The organism is Bartonella sp. AA89HNZF (assembly GCF_042196905.1).
In the GTDB taxonomy this organism is placed as follows: Bacteria; Pseudomonadota; Alphaproteobacteria; order Rhizobiales; family Rhizobiaceae; genus Bartonella.
Window position 1 is genome coordinate 1 of sequence record NZ_JBHIRD010000001.1, and the last position, 8,448, is coordinate 8,448.

The following is an 8,448-nucleotide window of genomic DNA, read 5'->3' on the forward strand; positions in this document are numbered from 1 at the left end:
GTTGCAAATAACTGAGAGCCATTTACAACTTCTGTCGATTCTGCTGAAAGTACTCCTGCCTTAACACCTGAAAGGGTGCGGTCTTCTTTCTTACTGTTGGCAATATTGAGTTCTGTACCTTCTACTTCTTTACCAATAGTGATAACCTTCGTATTATCATCCTGCTTGGCAAGGCTATCACTGACTACATTGGTCACATCATTGTGAACATTCGTAATAGAACTTGCAACACCTGCAAGTGCTTCCGCTACACTATTGTAAACCTTTTCCTCACCAGCACTACCATCAGAATTGACAGTTTCAAGCTTGAATGTGGGTGCAACCCATTTTCCATTTTCATAGCCAGCACCTCCACCCAAATACGTCGCAACTGCTTGATTCATTGAATAAAGTTGGTTGCCAGTGATCGCTTCTGTTGAACCTTTAGAAATTTCTCCATCTAAAAGAAACTTCAATTTGCTATTGTTTCCTTCCGTTCCATGCTTAGCCACAAATGCATTGGCTTCATTATTCCAATTCAAAGAATCCTGTGCGACTCCTTCAGAAACTTCCTTAATCCTCTGATTGACATTCTTGATATTTGTATCAAGTCCTTCAAAAGCTGAACCAACATTGGTAAAAGGTTTGGCTGTTATCTTACCATCTTTATCAATTTCCGATAAACTATAGGTCGGCCCTGTAAACGCACCATTATTAAAAGCTGCATTGCCTCCTAAATAAGTAACAACCTTATCATTCGTTTCAAAAAGCTGATTACCCGTAACAGCATCTGTTGATTTAGCGCTAATCTCACCATTTGCTAGAAACGTAATTCTACTGTTTTCTTGTGTCCTTAAAGCTCTGCCTTGTTCTTCTTGCTTCTTCTCATGACGTGCTACAAAGGCATTGGCTTCATCATTCCATAACAAAGAATCTTGCGCTACTCCTTCAGAAACTTCTTTAATCCGTGCATTCACATTCTTGATATTCTCATCAAGACCGGCAAAAGCACTCCCAACATCATTAAAAGAGCCATTTGTTATATTACCAGCTGTATCAACCTTGGATAACTTGTAGGTTGGTCCTGTAAACGTACCCTCAACAAATTTTGCATCGCCACCAAGGAATTTAGCTACATTCTGAGAAATCGTGTTGATCTGACTACCATTAATCGCATCATGTGAACTCTCACCAATGACACCATCTTTGACATTATGAAGTGCAACTGGTCCTGCACCCTTACCTTTACCTAAAGTCACACTCGTGTAATCAATGCCGCCATTCTCACCCTCTTTTTTATCGTAGTGAACAACAGCTGAATCATCAGACTGAAGACTGTTAGAAAGCTTCTCTAATCTTTTATCAAGCTGACCTTTGTTAACAGCTTCATTATCCTTTGTTGCTTCACCAACACCTGAAAGTGTCCGATCCGTACCAGTCTTGTTGGCTATGTTGACTTCACTGCCTTCTACTTCTTTACCAATAGTGATAACTTTTGTCTTTTCATCCTGCTTCGCAAGGCTATCACTAACTACATTGGTCACATCATTATGAACATTCGTGATAGAACTCGCAACTCCAGCAAATGCTTCCGCTACACTCTTATAGCTTTCCTCACTTTCTTTACCTTCTGCATCAACTTTCTTGATCACAAAACTTGGAGCTTTCCATTGTCCATCTTTATCGTAACCTGCTCCTCCACCAAAATAGGTCGCAAACTGTTTTTGCAGATCATAAATCTGTCCACCCGTAATCGCATCACTCGAGCCTGATACTATAGAGCCATCTGCAAGTGATGTAAGCTTGCTGTTCTCTTTATTGTCCCCATGCGTCGCTACAAACGCACCTTTAGTCTTACCCCATAACAATGCATCGCCTTGAACTGCTTGCGTAATATTACTCAGTTTTTCATCAAACTTTTTGACCTCATTAGACAGATGAGTGTTCACATTCTTGACACTCGTATCAAGACCCGCAAAGGCGCTACCAACATCGTTATGTGAATTAGTCGTTACTGTACCATCGTCAGAAACATTAGAGATTTTATAAGTCGGAGCGGTAAAAACACCCTCTTTAAATGCAGCATCACCACCTAAAAACTTAGCTACATCCTCACCGATTTTATTAATCTGACCACCCGAGATTGCATCATGTGAACCCTTGGCAATCTGACCATCAGCAACATTATGGAGTCCTACAGCTGCCTTATCCTTACCTTTACCTAGAGTCACACTCGTGTAATTAATGCCGCCATTATCACCATCTTTTTTATCGTAATGAACAACAGCTGAGTCATCAGATTGAAAACTATTAGAAAGCTTCTCTAAACTTTCATCAAGCTGACTTTTGTTAACCGCTTCATTATCATTCACAGCTTTCTTCACACCAGAAAGAGTCCGATCCACACCACTTTTATTGACAATGTTGATTTCTGTACCTTCTGTTTTGGCGCCAATAGTAATACGACCAGCATCTCCATCATCCTGTTTGACGAGGCTATCACTGACAACATTAGTCACATCATTATGAACATTCGTGACAGAAGTACTAATATCAGAAAGGGCTTCCGCTACACTCTTATAGCTTTTCTCACTTTCTTTGCCTGCTGCATCAACTTTCTTGATAACAAAATTGGGAGCTTTCCATTGTTCACTCTCATCATAGCCAGCACCACTATCTAAATATGTCGCGAGAGTGTTACTCATCGAATAGAGTTGTCCACCATTAATGGCATCTGTTGAGTTCGAGGTAATGTCACCATTTGCAAGAAACGTAATTCTACTGTTTTCCTGTCTCCTTACAGCTCTGCCTTTTTCTTCTTTGCTCTTTTCATGACGTGCTACAAAGGCATTGGCTTTATTACTCCAATTCAAAGAATCCTGCGCTACCCCTTCAGAAACTTCTTTAATCCGCGCATTCACATTCTTGATATTTGCATCAAGACCAGTAAATGCACTACCAACATCTTTAAAAGAGCCGTCTGTTATATTACCATCTGCATCAACCTTAGATAACTTGTAGGTTGGTCCTGTAAACATACCGCCAACAAATTTTGCATCACCACCAAGAAACTTAGCTAAATCCTGAGAAATTGTATTGATCTGACTACCATTAATCGCATCATGTGAGCTCTCACCAATGACACCATCTTTTACATTATGAAGCGCAACTGGTTCTGCATCCTTACCTTTGCCTAAAGTCACACTGCTATAGTCAACTATTCCGTCTTCTTTTTTATCGTAGAGAACCACTGCTGAATCTTCTGACTGAAGGCTGCTGGAAAGATCCTTCAGACTTGCATCAAGCTGCGCTTTATTGACTGCCTCGTCCCCATTTTGCGCTGCCTTAACACCAGAAAGAATTCGAGCATCACCATCCCGATTTAAAATATTGATTTTATTGCCGCCTCTTTCCGCACCAATAGTAATAAGACCCATCCTATCCTGCTTGACAAGGCTTTCACTCACTACATTCGTAATCTCTTTGCTGATCTCATTTTTTACATTCGTAACAGAAGTACCAACTCCAGCCAAAGCATCCGCCACATTGCTATAAGTTTTCTCTTCAGATTTACCATCATCCTTAACTGTCTTAACCTTAAAACTTGGAGCTTTCCATTGTCCTTGTTCATCATAGCCAGCACTACCACCAAAATAGGTTGCAAGTTGTTCGTTCAGCGAATAAAGCTGTCCACCCGTGACAGCATCCGTTGAATCTTTAGAAACATCACCATCTAAAAGAAACGTAATTTTGCTGTTATCTTGAGTCGCTACAGCTCTGCCTTTTTCTTCTTTGCTCTTTTCATGACGTGCTACAAAGGCATTGGCTTCATCATTCCATAACAAAGCATCACCTTTAACTTGCTGAGTAATATTCGTTATGTTTTTAGTAAGTTCGCTAAACTTATTTGTTACATTATCATTGACATTCTTGATATTGCTATCAAGCTGGCTTTTGTTAACAGCGTCATTATTGTTCTTTGCTTCACCAACACCTGAAATTATCCGATCCGCACCAGTCTTGTTAGCTATGTTGATTTCACTGCCTTCTACTGCAGCTCCAATAGTGAGACGACTCGTTGTCTTATCTTGCTGAACAAAGCTCTCGCTTTCCACTTTGGTAATTACATTATTAACCTGTTCAGTCAATTTATTCTGAACATTCGTGATAGAACTTCCAACTCCTGCAAGTGCATCCGCTACATCAGGATATTCTTTGTTTTCTGTTTCGCCATCATCCTTAACGGACTTAACAGTAAATTTAGGAGCAGTCCAAGCGCCATTTTCATATTTAGCGCCACCACCGAAATATTTGGCTATATTCTCAGATACTGTTTTGAGATCACTTGTTACAGTTGTAACATTTTGATTTGTAGTAAACAACTGAGAACCAGTGACTGCTTCATCTGAATTTGCACTGAGATCGCCACCTAATAGACCGGAAATTTTCCTTGCCCCATTATCTTTATTCAGAATGCTGATTTCAGTGCCACCAGTTCCTTTCCCAATGGTGATAACACCTGATCCCTCAGCATGGAGACTGCGACTTAACGCCATCCCTTCTTCTTGCTTAACAAGAATACTGTCTCTTACATCAGCAATTTCATTATTTGTTGCCAAAAGTTGTGAACCATTTACCGCTTCTGTCGATCCTACTGAGAGCGCCCCATCTTTAACGCCTTTTAGCTCTTTATTGCCAGCATCAATACCACTAGTTGTTATTTTCGGACCACCTGTAATCATTAAGCCTGTTTCGTCTAAAGTATTTGTACCTGCCTTTACGCTCTCCAGTGTGATGTCCTTTGCTAAATCAAATTTTACCTTATTGTCCTCTTTGCCTTTTGTAATATTTAGGTTGCTACTTCCAGCTGCCAAATCCATTGGACTAGTTGAATTAACACTCGTCGTATCTGCACCCTCAACAGAGAGATCCCAACTTGAAGTTATAGAGTTTTTTAGAGCTTTTAGCTGCGCAACATTCACGGCATCAGTGTCGTTCGTGCCAGATGCAACACCAGAAAGAATTCTGGTTTTATTATCTTTATTGGCAATTGTGATTTTATCGCCATCTGTATCCTTACCAATGGTTATGAACTTCGTCTGTGCATCTTGTTTTACGAAACTACTAGTTGCTACCTGTTCTTTTATTTCCTTCAGCTGTCCAAAATTCACCGCATCGGTGCTTTCAGTACCCGTTGCCACTCCTGTTATCTTTTTACTGCCAACATCTATACCACCGGTGGTTATTTTCGGACCATTGGCAATCACTAAACCTGTTGCGTCTAGGGTACTGCTTCCTGCAGTTACTTTATTGACTGCAATTTCCTTAGATAGATCAAATTTTACATTATTATCTTTATCACCTTTTGTAATCGTAAGATTTGTACTTCCAGTGGAAAAATCTACCGTACTGTCCATAATAACGGTTTTACCATTCTTACCCCCAACAGAGAGTTTCCAACCGCCATTTCTTACGACTTTTTCTAAATCTTTTAACTGTATAACATTTACTGCATCAGTAGGTTCACTACCAGCTGCTACACCTATAATCTGCCGCGTTATGCCCTTACTAGGATTACCAAAACTAACGGCACCCTGCGTACTTTTCCATTGCACTTCAGTGTTTTTTGCCGGTCCCTGCTGCAAAGAAGCATACCCCAAAACGCCATCAGCCCTATCAGCTACAGAATTACTTCCTATAGCAACACCTTGGTGTATATCTACTTTTGCATGATGACCAATAGCAATCGCATCTTCCTGTGTAGTGCTAGCAGAATCCCCCAACGCTATTGTAAACTTGCCGAAAGCTCTAGCTTGAAAACCTATGGCAATTGCTTTTTCATCTCCAGCAGTTGTTCTTTGCTCTTCAGTAGCAAAGTCTGGAGCAGAACCAATCGCAATACTATTATGAGCATTAGCGTAAGAAGACAAACCTATAGCAATACTTCTATCTTGTTTTGCTTCCGCCAATGGACCTAACGCAATAGCATCATAACCTTTTGCACTCGCACTATAACCCTGCTCCAGAGGATGACCATTGCCTTTTGCTGCAGCTCTTTGGGTCGATACTGTTCTTAACAAACCAGAAGGGTTTGAAAAATCTGCACCATCTATAGAATTCGTATGAATACTTCTTGTAAGTTGTAGCGCTTTTTTATCACCAACATTTCCAACTCGCGCAAAACGGCTACCTTCTGTCAAAACATTTATTATGGAACTATTATCATCCGTATCAGAAAAAAAATTGATTAGAAAATTTGCATAGTCTTCAGAATCATTCAAACCAGCAACAGAGAGAATGCTTTGTGGATAAGATATACCAACACTTTTTACACCTTCAAGAAAGGTGTTTCTAAAATCAGGATTTGCTGAAAAAACAGGCGTAACATTCGATAAGAATGTAGCAGCTATAGCCAACGAAAGAACTTTAACCAAAGAAAAACGAGAACGTTTTAATTCACTCGCTGCTTGTGGGGCATATAATTTTTTCATAACAAACTCTCCAATGAAAAAACTTAAAAACACCTCCAAAACATAAAAAAGACACATTTTAGCATTATTGATTTCTTTGGAACTTAGAGTAGAGGATCATTGCTTAGAGTGTGAATATTTTGGGTCTTTTGTTTTGTTTGTGCTCTCTGTGTTGGGACCTAAATGTTTGTCTTTTTGATTATGTTTTTTGGACATAAATATAATACATTTAGAGTCTAAGGGTTTTAGTGTGCTGTTTTTTCCTGACTAAAAAAGAGGCCTTGTATATTTGATATTACTTTTTACTTGGTAGTGATTACTATAAAATCCTTTGTACTAGGTTTTAGTATGTATTTTCCTAACTATAGACTTTATTTTTATTAGAAAGCATGGTTTTATTAATAATAAGTAAAGTAAAAAGAAATTGTAATATGTCCGGAATATATTCTTCTTTGGATAACTGGCTTTTTAGTTGGATTTTTTCTTTTTAATATATCATATAATGATATATGCGTGGTCTCGTGATGTACCTTTTATCTTTACGCACTACTTATCCCCCCTTTGAATTATTTTATCAAAATGAGTCTTACTAATATACATTTTCATACAGCTATAGGCTGTTCAAGAAAATAGCAACATAAAAATATAGCTTTTTAGCAATATGGATTCTACTGTGATCTTTTTTCAACAAAATATAGAAAAATCTTCTATAAAACCTCACAGTTTATAGCCTCATCAAATATTATGCTTATCTCTAGATAAATACTGTGCATCTGTAAAAAAAATATCCACCCTTATTTCAATAAATAAGGGTGGATGTTTTGTTTTCTTTTCGTTGTTCGTATTATTTTATTTTCAGAGTAATTGCACCACCTATGCCCCAATGACCACCAGCACTCGTGGCAGAGAGATTAGAGCGGATTTTCCCGTTTTCAGATGTATAACCAGCTCCAAGAGCAAATGCGGATTGTCCACGCCATGCGCCGCTACCAAATGAGACACTCAAAGATCCCGGCTCGTCAAAGTAACGTAGGTTGGATACTGCTAGACCAACGGCAGCTGCTTGCCTTGCCTCTTTGCGTACGCTCTTAATATCATAACTTAAAATATTAAACTTCATATCTGTATATTGGTTAGCCCGATCAACAGCACCATCAATAGCATCAATCCTGATATTATTTATCCGTTGATCTGTGTAGTGCTTCGATTCATCGAGAACAATTTTCATCTGTTCTTGGGTATAGTCATGCAGTTGACCACCATTCACAGCTTCTTTCGAACCTTGTTCAATGCGACCATTGGCAACATTATCAATCATAACAGGTTCACTTTCGTTGCCACCTTTTAGAGTGATCTTATTGGTTTTTTTACCATCAACATCTTTATCATAGTTAACTGCACCATCAGAAAGATTATTAACCGTGTTCTCAATATTATCAACTCTGTCTTCAATATTGAAAACCGTTTCACCAATATTCGTAACCGTAGTGGAAATATTGTCGACTCTGTTTTCAATATGTTTAATATCTTTTTCAACGCCAGTGATACGTTCGTTGGTCTCCCAAAGCTGTCCACCATTGACTGCATCTTTTGAACCTTCTGCAATTTTACCATCTGCTACATTGATAATCTTACTTGGTTGACCATCATGGCTAGCGTCATAAGCTTTTTTCTGCTCATTCCAATTTAAACCATTGGACGAGACATTGTTTTCAACATTTTGAATGCGGTCGTTTATCTTAGACATACTCTCACTTACGCCGTCAAAAGCACTGACAACGTCATGATAATCCTTCTTTTCACTAGAGCTCCCGTCAGCCTTGAATTGTGCTATCTTGAAAGTAGGAGCAGTCCATTCTCCATTATTATAGCCAGCGCCACCACCAAAATACGCAGCCAATTGGTTGCTCATAAGATAAAGTTGCGAACCATTTACTGCATCGGTTGAATCTTCAGAAATGTCTCCATTGGCAAGAAATTTAATTTTGCTATTGGCTTT

Annotated in this window: 2 protein-coding genes; both read right to left on the reverse strand. The window is 39.0% G+C overall.

Translation table 11 applies throughout. From position 1 onward, the window contains the following. A partial coding sequence (locus ACFIN0_RS00005) for a hypothetical protein (protein ID WP_375701667.1) occupies window positions 1-6,470 on the reverse strand: 6,470 nt, incomplete at its 3' end. A gap of 823 nt (window positions 6,471-7,293) precedes the next feature. Beyond that, a partial coding sequence (locus ACFIN0_RS00010; protein ID WP_375701668.1) for a Vomp family autotransporter occupies window positions 7,294-8,448 on the reverse strand: 1,155 nt, incomplete at its 5' end.